Genomic DNA, 455 nt, shown 5'->3' on the forward strand with positions numbered 1-455 from the left:
ATTGTATACTTGGCGGCTATTGCGGGCATTAACCCTCATCTTTATGAAGCGGCATCCATTGACGGCGCAAGCCGAATCAGACAGATGTTCACGATTACGATTCCTTCTATCTTGCCGGTCATTGTCGTATTCTCCATCCTTGCTATCGGCAATCTGCTGAATGCCGGTTTTGATGACATTTTGCTGCTGGCAACGAATCCGGGGCTGCGTGAAGTGAGCGAGGTCATCGACACTTATGTGTATCGTGTAGGCGTGCTTAATGCCAGATATTCCTATGCGACGGCAGCCGGGTTGTTCAAAGCGCTGATAAGCATCGGACTCTTGGCCGGAGCAAACTATATGGCTCGCAAATCAGGCAACAGCTTATGGTAAAGGGAAGGGGCGTGTGACGGCATGAAGCTGGCAATGGAAGATAAAATGTTTGTCTCATTGATCTATATCGTTCTGGCTGTACT

At 48.8% G+C, this 455-nt stretch carries 1 protein-coding gene; it reads left to right on the forward strand.

The genetic code is table 11. The features are described 5' to 3' along the window. Positions 1–372 (forward strand): ABC transporter permease subunit (locus tag AC1DF3_RS37125; protein WP_478142830.1); only part of this gene is annotated, 372 nt, incomplete at its 5' end. Between the last annotated feature and the right edge of the window lie 83 nt (positions 373–455).

Source organism: Variovorax sp. 10N432, assembly GCF_056394465.1.